Genomic DNA, 17,250 nt, shown 5'->3' on the forward strand with positions numbered 1-17,250 from the left:
TGTCATGAAAACACTATTATATACCATAGTTACCATCCTACTGATCTCCACAGGCGCTACCAGTGCCTGTGGAGCCGACCGGGAACGGCCGCTTACCGATACCACCAGCGCTTATCCTGCACTGAGGGAATTGGAGGCCATATATGAAAACGGTGCGTTCGCTATCGCGGGTTATTACGTTCGGAAAACGACAGATAGTATTGGAGTGACCACTGATTCTATGAGTTATGGTTTTTCAAACTGGCGTAGCCTGTTCGCTGTGAATCTTTTCAATATCCTGACGCCAGGCCCCAATTATGACATTTATACTATCCAGACTGATCTTGAAAATGCCGTCATAGACCGGGCTAATCAATTCATTACGATCAATAAACGGATATCGATCATGGAGGCGCTGTTTCAGTTGAACCTGTTGGATCCTTGGTTCCAGGAAGAACACGTGCAGCGGATGTATATGGTGGATACGCTGGATGGTTATGCCAGGGTGATCAAGCTAGACTTCAAACCGGAATCACCTTATTCGAAATTTGAACTCTGTTTCAGCGCCGTAGCTAAACAGCCCTTGGAGCTGACTGTCGTCACGAAAAAGGCAAATGAAAACGGTACGGAAGGTTACGACCAAATCAAAATTACCTATACTTCTTGGTTCGAGTTCGATGTGGATGGCGATTACTCTTCCGCTTACACCACCGAAGTTTTTTACACCCGCATCAATGGACAATATGTTCTAAAACCTTTTTACGCGAATTACGATTTCCTGAACACCAGTATATACTAATTAAACCTAAGTCATGAAGCGTCTATCTCTATATACCGGTTTGTTGTTGGGTCTTTGCCTTTTGCTGCAAACCAACCTCTATGCCACCAATGAACCCTATGCTGCCAAACCGCTCAAAGGGAATCAGCTACGGGTTGATTCTTTCAGTATTGTTTCAGATACGACTTACATCAGGCCCGAACTAAGGCCAACGCAAACAACCTTCAAGGTGCGCAACCTGATCACTTTTAAGATCAATGAGTTTGCCAACCTGTTGTTGCCTAATAGTTTTAGCTGTACGATCAATCTGAAGATCAACTATACCAAAAACGGATCCAATAACCAGCCTGCGTCCGACTCCTTTGTCAATGTTCCCTTGACAATCGGGTACGACAAGAACGGCGTATACCAGCAGAAGGCCATTTATACCTTTTTGGGCGGCCATGAGGTGAAAGTGAAGATCACCAATATCAGCGCGAACTTTGCTACGTTGGCGCAAATTGAAAACTCCCTGATGCTGGAGAATGAACTATTCGTTACGCGCGAATATAATTTCAGCTGCACCGACAATGCCATCAAGACCCTGAATAGCCCTAGCTTTAAAAATGATAAGGGGGAGCTGGAAGTGAGCTGGATGGGTGATCGCAGGGCAGATGAGTATGACCTGGAGTGGACGTACATCGACGAACTGGCGCTCGCCAATTACCGGAATCCTTCGGATACCACGCAGTATTATCGCGACCAGATATTCAAGAGGAATGCTACCCGGGTAAGTATTACCCAGACAAAGTACCTGGTTCCCATGGTCTATGACGGTGCCGGCAGGTTGTGTTACCGGGTACGTGCTGTTCAAACCAAGGCCAACGGACAGCGGATCGAATCTGCCTGGAGCACGGATTATACGTCGGGCTTTGGCATGTTCCCATTCGGCGGGCATGAAAATAAATACAACTGGCAGGCTACTACCAGTTTTGCAGAGGAAGGTAAAAGGAAAACCGTGGTGCAGTATTTCGACGGCTCTCTGCGTAACCGGCAAACGGTGACCAAGGACAATACGACCGATACCACGCTGGTGGCCGAGACCTTTTATGATTTTCAGGGCAGGCCGGCCATCCAGGTACTGCCTACGCCGACCTTGAGCGGCATCATTGGCTTTACGCCCAATTTCAATTCACCCCTTAACGTAGCGGAGTACAGTAAAGATATGTATGATGGCGATCTGGAAGACTCCTGTTATTGTAAGGAGGGGGCGCCGCAAATGGATACGTTGAAAGGTGCCTCCCGGTACTATTCACAGAACAACCCGCTGGTGAATACGGGTATACATAAGAATATTCCGGAGGCGAAGGGTTTTCCTTTTGCGGAAACCCGTTATACGCCCGATAATACGGGGCGGTTGAGTATGCAGAGTGGAGTAGGGCCGGCTTTCCGGATCGATTCCGGCAGGGCTACCCGTTATTACTACAGTTCGGCCGAACAGGAAGAGCTGGATGCTTTGTTCGGGACGGAAGTGGGTAATGCTGCTCATTACTTCAAGAACATGGTTAGGGATGCAAATGGTCAGTACAGCATCAGTTATGTTGACATGCATGGCCGTACCATTGCCACGGCGTTGGCAGGTATGCCAGACGCTAAGTTGGATCTGCTGGCATCAAACCAACCCTTGTCCATTAAAAAGAAGTTGATCGATAGTTCAACGAATGTAATCAAGGGTACCAGTATCGTGTCGACTAAAGGGTTGATCGTAGCCAAAAGAGGTAAACATGTGTTTTATTATTCCTTATTACCCGACAGTATCAATATCAAGGATAAGAACAATGTAAATGTTTGCTACGATTGCAGCTATGATCTGGAGATCACCATCACAGACGACTGCAACAATTCGACGCTTCCGAATGATCAGCCATATATTATCAGGGCAAACAACCTGACCCTCGATACGCTTTGCAATCCCAATACACTTTTCCCGGGTGCACAGGGACTTAAGGATTCGCTGGTCCTGGATCCTGGTAACTATACGATCACAAAGACGTTGACCATCAGTCAGCAATCGATGGACCGTTACCGGGAAATATTCATTCGCCGCAATACCGTCAAAACCCTCGATCAGTTCATTGCCGAACAAAAGGCCTCTCTTATTCTGCAATGCCAGCCTAGCTGCGAGTCGTGTAAAACGGCGCTGGGCACCTGGGATACCTTCAGGCCGGATTATATGCAGCGTATGGGTATTCCTACTGCCGATACTGCCAACTATCGTACGGCCGCCCTGAACGCCTGGACAAATTTATCGCTGGCTTGTGAGGACCTTTGCCTTGGTCGCACGATCGACAAAACGTACCGGGCGCAAATGCTGGCAGACATGACTCCGTCCAGTGGGCAGTATATGGATCCGGCAAATGATGATGATCCATACTCTGTATTATTTGCTCATGGTAAAATGAGTTACAGAAACATCCAATTCAAGGATGAAAATGGTAATCCGGATGCCCTCAACCCACATAGACTCCCGGTAGCCGACTTTGTCGCAAAGTTTAAGGCTTCCTGGGCGGAATCGCTGTTGACCATACACCCGGAATACCATAAGTTGACATTGTTTGAAAGCTGGAAAGCCAGCCATGAATGGGATCTTCGATTTGAAAATACGGAAACCTACCAGGCAGCTGTCGATAGTGGCTACCTGAACCCGGCCAATTTCTCCGGCTTACCTGCACATGCCCGCTACGCCTATGTTTCACAAAGGGCTGATCCCTTCTTTACAAGCTTGCGGACAAGTGCTAAGTCCGTAATGAGCGACTCGCTGTTCAATGCTGCGAAAGTAGAAGGTGAACCGGCCATCAGCGCCTGGGCGCTGGCGACCATCATGGCACATTGTAAAGATGGAGATGAAAGTTGCCGGCAAACATATTCGTCGTTGAGCCAGGCGTTCACGATGGATGCTGCCTGCAGTGGAGAACTGGATGTTGCCTGGCGGTATTTCCGTGAAATGTACCTCCAGAAGAAGCGGGAGATCATGGACAATATCATGACAGCCTATGCACTGGATCAACTACGTGGCCAGGACAACTATTACAGCAAGCTGGTGGAAGCTGGTCACGCCCTTGTATTCCCCAGCAAAGAGATGCTGAAAACTCCGGGTGAAGAACCTATGCCCGAAACGCCCCAGCAGGGCCAGGCAGGCATCGAAGCTTTCGTGCTTGATAATTGCACTGCTTATGCATTGCAGTGGTGGAATGAGATGAAGCCTTGTAATTTCAGTGTGACCGATTCGGTGAGCATCATCACGCGGCTCATCCAGGTATGTAAAGAGGGGGGTGATGAGAACCATATGTTTGGCGCCAGTACGGTTAAACCTTCCAGCACGAACCTCGACAGGAGTTTCGAACAGGTCATGAAAGCTTATGCCGGCAGTAACTACGGCAAAGCCTGTAACGTGTACCTGATCACTGCTCCCTTGCCTTATGAGCGACAACCTATCTTATATGAAAAGCCGCTGATGCAGAAACCCGACAGCTGCGAATGCGCTACTATCGGCAAGCTGTACGATAAATACCTGGCGGCGGCGGCAGACGCCAATTTCTCCGACTTCCTGTATCGCACAACCAGTACGAGGATCTACCAGGGTGTGTTGGATACCCTTCGAATGGCTTGCAATAACCAGATCAATTGCAACATGCTGAAGGAGCCGCTGAGCCTGCCGCCTGTATTGCAGTGTGGCGGTGGTGAGGAAGTTTGCGTAACCTGCGTAGGCATCGACACCCTGTATACAAAATACAAACAGGAGTTCCCGACTGCTTTGCCGGTGTACGCACCGGCTGATGACGCGCAACGTGCTAATAACCTCTTGTTCGAGCGGTTTATGAATTCCGCCTTGGGATTTGCCAAAAACAGCGCGGAGTATCTTGATTTTATAGCCTCTTGCGGACCTATTGCCAATGACGAATACTGTAATGTGGCCCTTGCTTATGGTGGCAATGCTGCCAAGCGCCGGGTGACCATCCCAGTTCGCAATAGGAGATTAAAACTGGGTAAAGGCGACTTTACCATCGAGGCGCGCATAAAGCCCAAAGCTAATGGTTCCATTAACCAGATCATGTCGAACCGGACCTATGTGAGCGGTTCCAATGCAAACGGGTTCAGCTTCCTGGTATTAAGCAATAGCCGGCTGTTGTTCCAGCTGCAGGGCTGCTTCAATTACCAGGTTACGACTACTGCCGGCATTGACATGTATGATGGCAAGCCGCACCATGTGGCAGTGAGCAGGAAAGGAGATTCTTTAGGATTTTATATGGATGGCATTAAACTGCCCTATTCCTACGACTGTACGGATGGGGCGCTGACCACACCGCCATCTCAACGGGATATCAGTACGGATGGCCCGTGGTATATCGGATTCGATTCTGCCCACAATAGTTCGACCACTTATGGCTTCAATGGCTGGATCGATGAGGTGAGGATGTGGAATGTGGCCCGTACCCAAGAGCAGATCAATGCAACCAGGAATGTGAAGCTGTCGCCGCAAGCGAACCTAGTGGGTTACTATTTGCTGCGCAGCAAGGATACCTGTACACAAGTGCTTACCGACTATTCTATTATCGACACTGTACTCAAAAACAATGGTTATCTGGGCAAGTCATCGGCGAAAGACAACTATGATGCCATTTGGCAATCTAAAACGCAGGTGTCGTATGTAGCTGCTGATCCTGTAGGAGTTACAAACACCTGTAACTGCAGCGGGCCGACGCCTGATCCTGAAAAGGAAACGTTGCGCTACCTGCTGGATGAGTACAAGAAGTACGGTGGTATACCGCATCTTGATGCCAGTGGTGCAGATACCACGCGCTGGAGGCCAAACTTTGGAGGGATCAGGTACAAACTGGGCGTTCCGTTTGCCGACGTAGTCAGCAATGGCGTATTATCCTTACCCCGGAACTATTCCGATACTTTGCCCGATGCATTCCCATATAAAAATGTTGATTTGGACTTTTATGACACGCTGTGTTTCGATCCTGCCGGGTTCGACATTGAATGGCGCATCAAACAGCCAGATAGCGTAGATATAACCAACAGCTATCATGACAAGTTCTGGCTTTTTGCGATTTCCAAAAATCAGCCTAGTGGCACAGTGTTGGGTTCCATTAAATACGCGGACAATGGGGCTGCCATTTGTACACACCACGGTTTACCGAGCATGGTCTGTACGCCCGAGATGGTGCCCATACAATCGTTGGAAGACTGGCGACTGCTCAAATTCGAATTCCGGGGAACCCGTTTCCGGTTCTATATCGACAATACGTTACTCGGCGAAAAAACACTGGACGCGCCGATGACTGTTTTCGAAGGTCTTTCCACCGTGTGTTATTCGCAGCGTACCCAGATAGACTTTATAAAGATCAGGGATGTGCAGGGTAGGCTGATCTACAATGAAGAGTTCAATGACCCATGGCACCTGGCGATCCCTACCCGCTCGGTGGAATGTGAAGGTTGCGAGCCCAATTTTGCGGCTTACTACAATCAAAAACGTAGTACCAGCTTAACGTACAGTCAGATTGCAACGCTGTATCAGCAGGCTGGCATTCGCCTAGCGGCTTGTACGCCGGAGGAACTCACCCTGTGCGGACGTGCAGAACCTTCCTTCCCGCCGGTGAAGGTGGTGCAGCATACCGCCTGTGATGATTCTACTTTGTTTGCGGTATCGAAGGGCACTTTGCTGTATGAAGCTTACCGCGATTCTTTGATCGGTAGTTTCAATGACAAGTATCTCGCGAAGTGTCTTAATGCGCGGTATAACGAGACCTTTACGGTGGACCAGCCGGTAAGCGAATACCACTACACGCTGTATTACTATGATCAGGCCGGCAACCTGGTGAAGACGGTTTCACCTGCTGGTGTTGATGTAAGCAAGTTTGCCTGGGCAGCTGCTTACAGCGATACGGTGAGGTTGGCCCGCCGCAACAGGCAATCGAAAACGCCCAATCACAAGCTCTATACAGATTACCGGTACAATACGCTAAATCAGGTGGTTCAGCAAACATCGCCCGACGGCGGCACAACCAATTTCTGGTACGACAGGCTTGGGCGCCTGGCTGTATCGCAGAATGCGAAGCAGAAAGCTGTAGGCAGCAGTAATGACCAGGACAGGCAGTATAGTTATACCCAATACGACAATATCGGGCGTATTGCGGAAGTGGGGCAGGTGAGCAATACGAGTGCCAATGGTGCGATGACGAATGTAAAAAGCCGAAGCCAGGAGCAATTGAATGATTGGATGCTGGCGTTGATCAATCGCCGGGAGCAGATCACCCAAACGGTGTATGATTTACCATGGTCGGGTTTTGTAGGCTCACCAGATCCAAATACGATCAACCAACGTAATCTCCGCAACCGGGTGAGCTACGTGAGCTTCACCGACAACAGTAATCCCGCTGCTTTCAATCAGGCTACCTTCTACTCGTATGACATACTGGGCAATGTAGACACTTTGCTGCAGAACTATGGCCACAGTAGTATGAAGCCCAATATTATGAACAAGAACCTCAACAGCTCGAAGAAGTTTGTGTACCAATATGATCTTATCAGCGGGAAGGTAAATATGGCCATGTACCAGCCGGGTTGGAATGACATGTTGTTGCACCGCTATACCTATGATGCCGAGAACCGGCTGACGTTGGTAGAAACCAGCATCGACAGCCTGGTATGGGAGCGGGACGCGCGCTATGAGTATTACCGCCATGGGGGCCTGGCGCGGACCATCATTGGTGATCAACTGGTGCAGGGCATTGACTATGCCTATACGCTGCAAGGCTGGCTGAAAGGCATTAACAGTACGAAGACCATCGCAGCCAATGATATGGGGGAAGATGGGAATCTGACAGGCATTAACAAGTATGTAGCACGAGATGCTCTTGGTATCAGTCTCAATTATTACAACGGCGATTATTCGACGATCAGCAAGCAGGTGACTCCCTTCCCGCAATATGTGGGACTAACCAGCGGAGGCCTGCCAGCGACGGAGTACCGGCCATTGTATAACGGCAATATCAGCAGCAGCCTCAATACGCTGCGTTCGCTGGGCAACTATACTTATCTGTACAATTACCGGTATGATCAGTTGAACCGACTCACGGGGCAGGACGCGTGGAGGGAGCAGAATACTACGGCCAACAACCTGAATAGTCTTGTGGCTACGCTTTCGTACAAAGAGCGGGTAAGCTATGACGCCAATGGCAATATCCTGAAATACCTGCGGGCCAACCTGGGCGACTGGGATAATGATATGGATAGTTTGACGTATAATTATTATCCAAACACCAACCAGTTGAAATATGTGCGGGATGCCATTGCAGACAGCAAATACGGCAGTCAAAGCTATGAGGTGATAGAGGATATCGACAACCAACCTGATAGTAACTATGCCTACGATGCGATCGGAAACCTGATCCTGGATAAGAAAGAGCGAATTCTCGATATCAAGTGGAATGTATATGGCAAGATCGCGGAGATCAAGCGTGATGGCCAGACAACCGAGAAGATGGCACGGCCGATGTACTGGATGAAATACACCTACGACGCGCAGGGCAACCGGATCGGGAAAACGGCTAAAGTGTACAATAAGGGGGCGAGCCGCTTTGAGCTGGATTACACCTGGTATGTACGCGATGCGCAAGGAAACCTGATGTGTACTTATAATGCCACGGGATTGGATACATTGGGCGATGACATGCAGGACCTGTATATGGAATACAGGGACCACCAGATATATGGCAGCAGCCGGTTAGGAGGCATGGGTGATTATGGAGATGTGAAAAATGGCCCCGTAAGCCGCCAGACGACCATGCCTAGCGGTTACAGCCGTGGGGTGCGAGCCTACGAACTGACCAATCACCTGGCCAATGTGCTCACCACGATCAGCGATAAGAAAATCGGTGTATCTTCGGGAGGCATCGGTTCTTTGATAGACTATTATGAGCCCGATATGGTGGGCGGGCAGGATTACTTTCCCTTTGGGATGATCAGCCGGTATGCACCGCCAACGACCGGGAAGGGGTATAAGTATGGGTTTAATGGGAAAGAGAACGACAATGAGGTGAAGGGGAATGGGAATCAACAGGATTATGGAGCTAGAATGTATGATTCAAGGATAGGTAAATGGCTTAGTGTTGATCCTCTATTTAGAGAGTACTCCCATATCAGCCCTTATACTTTCATGTCAAACGATCCCATTAATCGAATTGATCCCACTGGAATGGGTGATTACTACGGGAGAGATGGAAAGAAACTGGGAAGTGATGGTAAGATGATTACTGTTGGAAAAGGTAAAAGTGCAAAACAGGTTAGCGATGATAAAGCATATACAACCTCACAATCAATCATAAATCAATTTACAAAAGATGGAGTGACTGATTGGGATCAGGTGCTTGCAAATTCAGGAACGTCTGAATTAAGTGTGAGTAATTCTACTCTGAACATGTTTGCTAATACTGTTGCTGGTGAATCATCAGGAGATAAACTGGAATCATATGCATTAGCAAGCGCAGTCGTAAATATATCAAAGCATCGAAATAAAACAATATTGCGAACGCTGCAAACCGAAGGTATTTATGGTTATAGAGATGGTGGTAATAGTCCGGCGTATAAAAATAATGTTGAATATGGTATGGAAGCTGCTATAAATGCTCTTACTGGAGGTTTTGACTATTCATATGGCGCAATTAGATGGGATGGTTTTGATCTAGCTGCAAAAGGTTATAATCATATAAAGCCCACTACTTACGGAGTTGAAATTTCTCATGCCCATTATTCAGCATTTAAAAATGCTTGGCCGAATGCAGTTATCAAAGCATTTAGTGGTGGAAAGTATACATCATTTGCCTCTAACTTTTCTTCTGGTATACATCTTGCGTCTTCCGGCGATAATAAAGGTCGCTGTTTATTGATGTCTACTGCAGTTCATGGCAAAACAATATTTTGGGGAACTAATCGAGATCCTGTGCAATTAATTCATGAATCGCCACCGGGCATTCCGCCCTATGAGTTTATGCTAAATTATACTCCTAAAGTGGTGGGAGAAAAACATATTAATGCAGGATTTAAGGATTGGAAAGGTTTATAAAAAAAAATATACTATGTATGCATTTATTTCAAAAACGATGTCATTGTGGTTTTTCGTATTAATGTCATTTTCCTGTATTAATAGCACGCATGACAGTAGTATACCAAAAGAAAACTTTTCTGTAGATAAAGTGGAAAGTAAGTATGATACATCGTTGTTAAGAGGATGCATCCCTCAGAGAGATACAGTTGTCGATAAAAATAATTCAATGCAGTATATTATTGTTGATTCTTTTTATACTGTAAAGCTAAAGGTGGGGGGTATTGACACACTTCTCAGTTATAGATTTGACTGCTCCGTACCAAGAGGGTTGGTGCCGGCTTTTCATTCATACTCAAAAAACATGATTTGCTTAATAAGAGGTTCCGGTCAGCATTATCGGGAATTTATAATAAGCTATGCTGAGGATAACAAGATTATTATAAAGCAATTTGAAACGGCTTTAGCTACAGATATGGATAATACCACAGTAGTTTATCAGGATTATAGTGAGCGAGAAAAGATAATAGTAGAAAATATTCGGAATGGGCGTAGAAAGACGTTTAAAATACCCTCAAAATATATAACTGATATGCCGAGGAGCTCTATTTCAAATGGAAAATTGAAACTAGCTTTTTCAGATGAAAATGTAATTAGTTTTTCGCTGCCCCGCAAAGACTTAGAATGAATAAGAAAAAAATGGCAATGCCACTTCGATAGGAGAGAATGGTATTTGCCGTTTTGGGTTTAATGGTAAGGAAAATGATAATGAGGTGAAGGGGTTTGGAAATCAAATTGACTACGGGTTTAGAGTGCACTGCAACCTTCACAGCCTTTTGATAATGAGCCATCCGGATATCCGGATGGCTAAAAAATAGGTTTTGATCCTTCAGGGGCATTAAGCTAATGCGCCTCTACAAGAAAATAATGACCGGCAAAAAGAGTAGCTACATCTCTTTCTGTCGGTCATTTTTGTTTATATCTCGGGATATTAGGGGCACCTTTGTCAGAAACTATGGCAGCAGACCATTTTTTTGTTGGCCTCCATCCGGTTGGCCCTGGCAATAGCGATCTGTTGGTGATACCCTATAAGATCATAGCTCTCACCGTGTAGCACCTCCATCGGAGTAAGGCCGTTAAGGACTGATTGTGGCCGATTGTTGTAATCTTCTACGATGCAACGTTCACGGCCTGATTACAATAGGCGATCCGGATATCCGGAAAGCGAAAAAATAACATCGGGCTGGCAATCTCATTCAGAATAACATAGGTTGACAATACAATGGGCGGCGAAGAAGATGCGTATGTATCTTTTTCGTCGGTCCTTTTTGAAAGATATGTAAAGGATACTTGGGGATGTGTTGAATAACCTTATGCAACCTTCACAGACTTTTGATAATGAGGCTTCCGGATATCCGGATTGCAGAACAATACGATTTGATCAATAAGGGCGAATAAACTATTGGACCCTTATAAAGACAATGACCGGCAAAAGGAGTTGCAGGAACTCTTTCTGTCGGTCATTTTTGTTATTACCAATTTAAGGGAAGCAGTAATGCTTCCTTTTTTTATTTAAAACTGTAACCATGTCAAACAAAACTGAACTCAATACAGATAACCCTGAATATTTCATCTGGCAATATGAACAATTGCAAATAGGCATACTGGGAGGGCTTAAAATTGAAGAAATGGACAGGATGCGGGTAACCCTGAAAATAGAATGGAAACAACTGGCTGTAAGGCATAACCTGGATTTGTACAATGACACGGCTTTGGATAAGCTGGTGAGGAAATGCGCGGAAAGGTTTTCTTTAGGCTCTGCTTATATGGCTGACGTATTTGCAATCCTCATCACTACTTTGGAAAATTACCGGCTCCATGAGCTTAAAAAGCAGGTTAAAACGGAGACCAGAGACCCAATGAGGCTGGAGAGAAGGAGGGAGGTGGAGTTATTCTTGCAGCAGCCGGGATTATTACAAAAGACCAATGACCTGATAGGGCAGAGTGGAGTAATAGGGTAGGAAAATAACAGGCTCCTGATGTTCCTCGTATTCACCAGCCGGAAAAGGGAACAGCCATTACACATCATCAGTCTGGGCAGCAGTGGTACAGGCAAAAGCCACCTTCAGGAGAAGATAGGAGAACTGATGCCCCCGGAAGATAAAATCGAGATCACAGCTTTGAGTGAAAATGCTTTTTACTACTTCGGCAAGCAGGAGCTTAAACACAAGCTGATACTTATAGAGGATTTGGATGGAGCACAGGAGGTATTATATCCCCTCCGTGAACTGCAAAGCAAGAAGGTGATTAATAAAACAGTAGTGTTTAAAGCTGCCAATGGGGAAACCCAAACCACCACATTAAGAGTGGAAGGACCAGTCTGTGTAGGAGGCTGTACCACCAAAGAATCGGTATATGAGGATAATGCCAACAGGAGTTTCCTGATCTATTTGGATGAAAGCCAGCAACAGGATAGCCGGATCATGGATTATCAGCGTAAAATGAGTGCAGGGAAGATCAATACAGCCGTGGAGAACCAGGTGAAGCAGTTTTTACAGGATGTACAGCGCGTATTACAATCTGTAGCAGTCAGGAATCCCTATGCAGAAGATTTACAGTTGCCGGTGAGTGTATTTAAACCCCGCAGGACCAATGTTGCTTGGCTTTTAACACCAGGCCACGGCATACTGCAATAGTCACACTCGCAGCCTTGAAGGGTTTGACGGAACTAATGTTTTACTTACCTTGGGAAAGCCCTATATAAAAAATAAGTTGTTTATGCATATTGTCCTTGGAGGAACTCAACAATGGTATACACAAATTCAATCATTTACGCTTTACTAATGGCTATTATAAGCACTTTATCCTGTAAACAACCCAAGTCGCCTTGTAAATTAAAGGAGATAAAAACACTTTTTACAACGGTTGGCATACATCCCGGGTATGATACTGGATATGCTCACTATGTATTAGTTAAAGAATATGGAAGGGAATGTATGGATAGCGCGGGAATGGTGAAAATGGCTTTGAAATATAAAGACACTGTTTGCATAGGAAATCCTGTGAATGTGATCATGTTTTTCAATTCGGATGAAAAATTCATACCCAACGAGACTTCACAGGACATGGAAGAAATCAATAAAAACTGTTTGGTAACCATCATTTTCGAAAAAAAAGCAAAAACTCCCCATCAGTTTGTTTTTTACGACAAAAATGGGGAAAGAGTATATTGGGGAAGTGAATGGAAATTAACCTCCCGATAGCCGGCAATGTTTCAATCGCCACCTGCGATAAATTAAGAGGTGTAAGGGAGTCGATCACCAATCAGCAGCTCCTGAGCAACCTTCACAGTCGCCTATCTTTCGATACTAATTGCATTTCGAAGCTCGTGCGCAGGAGAATCTCTTATACATAATCGAAAAAGATGATAACCAATAGAATACTATTTATGACTGCCTTATTATTGACTTTGCAGTCTGGCTGGCTCTATGCGCAAGAACAATTGCAGGCAAACGCAACCGACTTGTGTGCCCAATCTTTGCCTGCCAACATAAAAGCAGGAGTGAAGTATTCAAATGATAGACTTTATCCAGGATTTGCCGTTTTACTACGTGACACCTGTACGCCAATGAACAGGTTTACCAATTGCTATATAAAAAGACTAAACAATTGCCCGGTAGAATCCTATTATGCAGCTTTATCGGCAGACACGAGTAACGTAGTTAAAACTGAGGCCTTTTTGGGTGAATGGCTTAATATTCAAAAAGAAAAGTCTGTAAAGTTTATGAATGTGCGGGGATACTCTTTTGCGAATTACATTAGACTTTATGGTGGATGTATGGATGAGCGTGGTGGCAAGTATATCGTAGTACAATTTATTACTAAACAAGAGTATAATCGAACCCCATTATATGGCAAGTCCTTCAATTTGTTCGCTAATCGTTTACACGATAAACTTCGTTTTGCAATCATAAAAGTTGAGGAAGGGCAATACACAATGAATGGCTATTTTCTTTAACCAACTCATGCTGTATAAAACAATAGACATATCCGAGCTTTCGTTAAGAAAACAAAGGCATCAAGCAATGAATTATCGACTTCGGACACATTATGTTTTTATCCCCATAATACAAATTGTCTTTTTTATTGCAGCCTATGAATTGACCAACTACATGGCGCATAAAATGGACTTGGTATACTCGAGAGGAGTCGCCTGGGGGATATCTGCTGCTGATTATCTCATAAAATATGCGCTGATCATCATCGGATTGACGATCGCTAATTTGGCCATAAACAGGATCCATCTTTTGCTATCGGCAGCCGCAGCAATACTATTTACCATTTTTGGTTTTCCCCGTACTATCCAGCTATCCTTATCGGGGTGGTCTGGTAATTTTAATCGGAGTATCGGGGATTTCAATTAGTTATTTGTGTCGCATCCTGTTCAAAAACAGGCTGGACAGCAATTGATCAGGCGCCGCAGCCGCCGCCCCCTCACTCCCGGTCTTCCTCCAGGTCGTCATGGTTATCGCCGCCCAGGCTATAGTAGTTGTTTTCTTCATCTTCTTCGCCAATGGCTTCGTCTTCGTCGTCCAGCTCCGACCCGGGCACATCGAGGTCATTGTCTGCTTCCAGCGGCCTTCCTTTCACCACTTCACCCTGCTCGTCCAGCGGCACTTCCTCTCCATGGTTATAGATATCTTCCTTCTTGTCGTAAATCGGCAAAGGGAATTGCTTATCTTCTTCCGGATTGGCTTCCAGCTTCTTTACTTTCTTGCTCATAAGGCTCCATTTACTGGTTAATGAATAATCAGGCTTTCTCGAGTCAAAATTAGCAAAATTGCGGCCTGCCCACCGCCCCATTTGTTGTAGACTTTATCGTACTTGTTGTACATTATACCCCGACCGCTAATTTGCCGGCTGTTCCACAAAATCCAATGCCAGAATCAGTTATATTTGGAGACTTATCCTGCTTAATCAATTTCGACACCTGTATGAAACAACTGATTGCCTGTTGCCTGCTGATGGCACTGCTCAGTCCGGACGCCAGCGAGGCTCAATCCGGCAAAACCACCACCCAACGCACGTTTACCAATCCGCTGTCCGTCGACTTTGGCGATCCCTATGTTTTGTACGTTAAAGGCGACAAATACTACATGTACGGCACCGGCGCCGGGGCCAACAAAGGTTTTGCTGCCTACTCATCCACCGACCTCGTAAACTGGAAAAACGAAGGACAGGTCTATTTTCACGACAATAAGAATGGCTGGAGCGACCCGGCTGCCGCCTGGGGCGGCGCTTACTGGGCGCCCGAAGTATACGCAGTAAAGGGTAAGTTCTACCTGTTCTACAGCGCCCAATGGAAGGAAAACCCAACCAAAGAATTGGAGAACTTCCGTATCGGAGTAGCAGTAGCCGATAAACCAACCGGCCCCTTCATCGACTTAGCCCAACAACCCATCTTCGACCCGGGTTATCCCATCATCGATGCCAATGTACTGTTCGATGCAGACGGCAGGGTCTATCTCTATTATTCCCGCTGCTGTTACAAACATGCAGTAGAAAGCGATGTAGCCACCTGGGCCAACAACAAAGGATGGTTCAAGGAGATCGAAGAAAGCTGGGTATATGGGGTAGAACTGAAACCCGATTTCAGCGGTGTGATCGGTGAGCCGGTGCTCTTGTTGCGCCCACCCGTAAGCATGAACGATAAACAGGCCGAATGGGAAAGCCGCTCGGTAACTTCCCAGGAAGTGAATCGTCGCTGGACGGAAGGCTCTGTCGCCTTCAAAAAAGGGAATACCTACTTCATGATGTATTCGGCCAACTACTTCGGCGGCAAGAATTATGCCGTGGGTTATGCGACCAGCAGTAGTCCGCTGGGACCTTATACCAAGGCCGCCAACAATCCGGTGCTGGAGAAGAATGTAGAAAAGGGTGGGGTAGTAACCGGTACCGGCCATAATAGCATCACCTATTCGCCAGATGGTAAAGAGATGTTTTGTGTGTACCATGGCCGCACGTCGGCCACCGGCGATCAACGCGTGGTCTTTATCGACCGCATGAAGGTTTCAAAGAACGGGCAACTGGTGGTAGACGGTCCAACGACCAAGGCACAGCCAATGCCATCAGGAACAGCCCGGTAAGATCTCGGAATTACAAATTACCTGATAGATACCGCAGCTGAAGGAGCCAGCCTCAAACGCTTCTTGCTGCACGCCAAACAACCAACGCATATGAAAAGGAATCGATTCGTTAACATCACTCCCTCCCGCTGGAAAATGGTCCTCGCCATTCCAGCCTTGCTTTTGTTCATTCATTGTTCGCATAAGCCCGTCGGCACATCGGCCGGCAATAGTGGCACGCCCAAAGAAAACAAGATAGACGTATTCAGCTCCCGCTATATCAAAAGGGCCATGGAGCAGGTGACCGCCTGGCAATTAAGTCACCCCAAACACGCGCCCACCGATTGGACCAATGGCGCCTTCTATGCCGGCGTAGTGGCGGCCTATCAAACCACCGGTTCCCGCGTGATCCTGGACTCGCTGATGGCCCTGGGCCAACGCACGTCCTGGCAACCGGGCCGGCGCTATGACCATGCAGATGACATCGCTATTTCGCAAACCTATATTGATATGTACCGCATAAAAGGCGACCGGTCTATGATCACCGCCACGATCGATACAGTCCAAAAACTGCGTACCGTACCCGGACCCGAAACCAAGAAAGGATTGATGTGGTGGTGGTGTGATGCACTCTTTATGGGCCCGCCTACGATTGTAAAACTGGGCGTTAGTTTACAAGACCCTTCTTATTTCGCCCTGAGCGATTCGCTGTTCAAACAAACCTACGATCTGCTGTATAACAAAGAGCAACACCTGTTTGCCCGGGATGCCAGCTACCTCATCAATGCGAATGGTGAAGGCAAGAGAGAAGCCAATGGTCAAACGGTGTTTTGGTCACGCGGCAATGGATGGGTGATGGGCGGTCTGGTACGCATTCTCGAGGAGTTACCAGCCAATTACGCCACCCGTTCATTCTATGAGCAGTTGTACAAGGATATGGCGGCCAAGATCCTTACGCTGCAGCAGGAAGATGGATTGTGGCGCGCCTCCTTGCTCGATCCCGCTTCTTACCCCGGCGGTGAAGGCAGTGGCAGCGGGTTTTATTGTTACGCTCTGGCCTGGGGCATCAATCATGGCTTGCTGGATGCAGCTACCTACAGTCCTGCTGTACGTAAAGCCTGGCAGGGACTCAATACCCTGGTATCGGCCGAAGGCAGGGTAGGCTGGGTGCAACCCATCGGCGCCGACCCCAGGAGAAACTTCAATGCCGAGAGCTATGAAGTGTATGGTGCCGGCGCTTTTCTGCTGGCAGGATCGGAGGTCATAAAACTGAAATAAAT

The 17,250-nt window shown here is 46.8% G+C and carries 11 protein-coding genes; 10 read left to right on the forward strand and 1 reads right to left on the reverse strand.

Features of this window, described 5'->3' with window-relative positions; all coding sequences use genetic code 11:
- Positions 1–4: 4 nt before the first annotated feature.
- From P2H89_RS08305 to P2H89_RS08340, 8 genes are all read left to right on the forward strand, one after another.
- Complete coding sequence (locus tag P2H89_RS08305; RefSeq protein WP_275826154.1) at positions 5–778, forward strand: hypothetical protein; 774 nt, start codon at positions 5–7, stop codon at positions 776–778.
- A 13-nt stretch (positions 779–791) separates the two neighbouring features.
- A complete protein-coding gene (locus P2H89_RS08310) occupies positions 792–9,866 on the forward strand; it encodes a LamG-like jellyroll fold domain-containing protein (RefSeq protein WP_275826155.1) in 9,075 nt (3,024 codons plus the stop codon).
- Between the two features lie 13 nt (positions 9,867–9,879).
- Positions 9,880–10,533 carry a hypothetical protein gene (locus P2H89_RS08315; RefSeq protein ID WP_275826157.1) on the forward strand — a complete coding sequence of 218 codons (654 nt, stop codon included), beginning with the start codon at positions 9,880–9,882 and terminating at the stop codon, positions 10,531–10,533.
- A gap of 898 nt (positions 10,534–11,431) precedes the next feature.
- Entirely contained in the window at positions 11,432–11,866 is a 435-nt protein-coding gene (locus P2H89_RS08320; protein WP_275826159.1) for a hypothetical protein, read from the forward strand.
- Positions 11,867–11,884: 18 nt separating this feature from the next.
- Positions 11,885–12,541 carry a hypothetical protein gene (locus P2H89_RS08325; RefSeq protein WP_275826161.1) on the forward strand — a complete coding sequence of 219 codons (657 nt, stop codon included), beginning with the start codon at positions 11,885–11,887 and terminating at the stop codon, positions 12,539–12,541.
- Positions 12,542–12,688: 147 nt separating this feature from the next.
- Positions 12,689–13,108: a hypothetical protein gene (locus P2H89_RS08330; RefSeq protein ID WP_275826163.1), complete on the forward strand. Its 420-nt coding sequence runs from the start codon at positions 12,689–12,691 to the stop codon at positions 13,106–13,108.
- A 185-nt stretch (positions 13,109–13,293) separates the two neighbouring features.
- A complete protein-coding gene (locus tag P2H89_RS08335) occupies positions 13,294–13,863 on the forward strand; it encodes a hypothetical protein (RefSeq protein ID WP_275826165.1) in 570 nt (189 codons plus the stop codon).
- Positions 13,847–14,269 (forward strand): hypothetical protein, encoded by a 423-nt coding sequence (locus P2H89_RS08340; protein WP_275826167.1) that lies wholly within the window; start codon positions 13,847–13,849, stop codon positions 14,267–14,269. The genes P2H89_RS08335 and P2H89_RS08340 overlap by 17 nt, the downstream gene beginning before the upstream one ends.
- 70 nt (positions 14,270–14,339) lie before the next feature.
- On the opposite strand, the gene P2H89_RS08345 is transcribed toward P2H89_RS08340, so the two are convergent.
- On the reverse strand, positions 14,340–14,627 hold the full coding sequence (locus tag P2H89_RS08345; protein WP_275826169.1) for a hypothetical protein: 288 nt from the start codon (positions 14,625–14,627) through the stop codon (positions 14,340–14,342).
- Between the two features lie 212 nt (positions 14,628–14,839).
- On the opposite strand from P2H89_RS08345, the gene P2H89_RS08350 reads away from it, so the two are divergent.
- Together P2H89_RS08350 and P2H89_RS08355 are read left to right on the forward strand one after the other, a co-directional pair.
- Complete coding sequence (locus P2H89_RS08350; protein ID WP_275826171.1) at positions 14,840–15,991, forward strand: glycoside hydrolase family 43 protein; 1,152 nt, start codon at positions 14,840–14,842, stop codon at positions 15,989–15,991.
- Between the two features lie 90 nt (positions 15,992–16,081).
- The gene (locus P2H89_RS08355) at positions 16,082–17,248 is read left to right on the forward strand and encodes a glycoside hydrolase family 88 protein (RefSeq protein ID WP_275826173.1); all 1,167 of its coding nucleotides are present in this window, start codon (positions 16,082–16,084) and stop codon (positions 17,246–17,248) included.
- Positions 17,249–17,250: the final 2 nt, after the last annotated feature.

It is taken from the genome of Paraflavitalea sp. CAU 1676, from assembly GCF_029223285.1.
In the GTDB taxonomy this organism is placed as follows: Bacteria; Bacteroidota; Bacteroidia; order Chitinophagales; family Chitinophagaceae; genus Paraflavitalea.

Excerpts from the sequence above, each read along its gene's own strand:
- P2H89_RS08335 (WP_275826165.1), top strand. The coding sequence starts at position 13,294 with ATGACTGCCTTATTATTGACTTTGCAGTCTGGCTGGCTCTATGCGCAA.
- P2H89_RS08355 (WP_275826173.1), top strand. The coding sequence starts at position 16,082 with ATGAAAAGGAATCGATTCGTTAACATCACTCCCTCCCGCTGGAAAATG.
- P2H89_RS08340 (WP_275826167.1), top strand. The coding sequence starts at position 13,847 with ATGGCTATTTTCTTTAACCAACTCATGCTGTATAAAACAATAGACATA.
- P2H89_RS08345 (WP_275826169.1), bottom strand. The coding sequence starts at position 14,627 with ATGAGCAAGAAAGTAAAGAAGCTGGAAGCCAATCCGGAAGAAGATAAG.
- P2H89_RS08305 (WP_275826154.1), top strand. The coding sequence starts at position 5 with ATGAAAACACTATTATATACCATAGTTACCATCCTACTGATCTCCACA.
- P2H89_RS08330 (WP_275826163.1), top strand. The coding sequence starts at position 12,689 with ATGGCTATTATAAGCACTTTATCCTGTAAACAACCCAAGTCGCCTTGT.
- P2H89_RS08350 (WP_275826171.1), top strand. The coding sequence starts at position 14,840 with ATGAAACAACTGATTGCCTGTTGCCTGCTGATGGCACTGCTCAGTCCG.
- P2H89_RS08325 (WP_275826161.1), top strand. The coding sequence starts at position 11,885 with ATGTTCCTCGTATTCACCAGCCGGAAAAGGGAACAGCCATTACACATC.
- P2H89_RS08310 (WP_275826155.1), top strand. The coding sequence starts at position 792 with ATGAAGCGTCTATCTCTATATACCGGTTTGTTGTTGGGTCTTTGCCTT.
- P2H89_RS08320 (WP_275826159.1), top strand. The coding sequence starts at position 11,432 with ATGTCAAACAAAACTGAACTCAATACAGATAACCCTGAATATTTCATC.
- P2H89_RS08315 (WP_275826157.1), top strand. The coding sequence starts at position 9,880 with ATGTATGCATTTATTTCAAAAACGATGTCATTGTGGTTTTTCGTATTA.